Genomic DNA, 1,046 nt, shown 5'->3' on the forward strand with positions numbered 1-1,046 from the left:
TAGAGCGTCGGACATTCAGGCTGAATCATTGGGGATTCCAGTCGATTTCATTTCGTGATTCACTTCGTTCGGAGGTGATTTGCGATGACCAAAGCCTATTCACTTGATCTGCGGGAGCGCATTGTCCGCTTTGTTGAGGGTGGCCAATCACGACATGCGGCGGCTGGGCATTTTGGCGTTTCGGTTTCCTTCGCCGTAAAGCTGATGTCGGCCTATCGTCAGTCCGGTAGCCTGTCACCGAAGCCCGGAGGCGGCTGGCGCTACTCCAAGCTCGATCCGCATCGGGAGTTCCTGATGGGCCGGGTGGCTGAGAAAGACGACATCACCATGCCGGAACTGGCAGCCGAACTGGCCGGCCAGGGCACGACCGTCGCCCCCTCATCGATCTCGCGCTGGCTGATCCGCAATGGCTATCGCTTCAAAAAAAACGCTGCTGGCCAGCGAGCAAGATCGGCCGGACATCACAAAGGCGCGCGAGGAATGGACAACAAAGCGCCAACCGAAGATGCGCCTTGAGCCGCATCGGCTGGTATTCCTCGACGAAACCGGCACGACGACAAAAATGATCCGCCTGCGCGGCCGATGCCCGAAGGGCCAGCGTCTGCGCGCCAAGGCGCCGTTCGGGCATTGGAAGACGCAGACCTTCATCGCTGGCCTCAGATGCTTCGGGCTCACCGCGCCCTTCGTCGTCGACCGGCCGATGAACCGGCGCATCTTCGAGGCCTATGTCGAAACCCAACTGGCCCCGACCCTGTCTGCAGGCGATGTCGTCATTCTCGACAATCTGGCCGCCCACAAGAGCCCAAAGGCCGAAGCCGCCATCAGGGCGCGCGGGGCCTGGATGCTGTTCCTGCCGCCCTACAGTCCCGATCTCAACCCGATCGAGATGGCCTTCTCGAAATTGAAGGCACATCTCCGAGCCCGAGCCATTCGCACCATCGACGGACTCTGGCAGGCAATCGGCAATATCTGCGAGCTCTACTCATCAACCGAATGCCAGAATTACTTCAAAGCCGCAGGGTACACCTGAATGCACGATGCTCTAG

1 protein-coding gene is annotated in these 1,046 nt (G+C 59.8%); it reads left to right on the forward strand.

Annotated elements, in window-relative coordinates; genetic code table 11:
• The first annotated feature begins 84 nt into the window (after window positions 1-84).
• A protein-coding gene (locus tag AC13RC_RS34075; RefSeq protein ID WP_183814549.1) for an IS630 family transposase occupies window positions 85-1,030 on the forward strand; the annotation gives its coding sequence in 2 pieces (ribosomal slippage) (window positions 85-401 and window positions 400-1,030; 948 coding nt in all).
• Window positions 1,031-1,046: the final 16 nt, after the last annotated feature.

The sequence above is a fragment of the Martinezella sp. CNPSo 3890 genome (genome assembly GCF_057784455.1).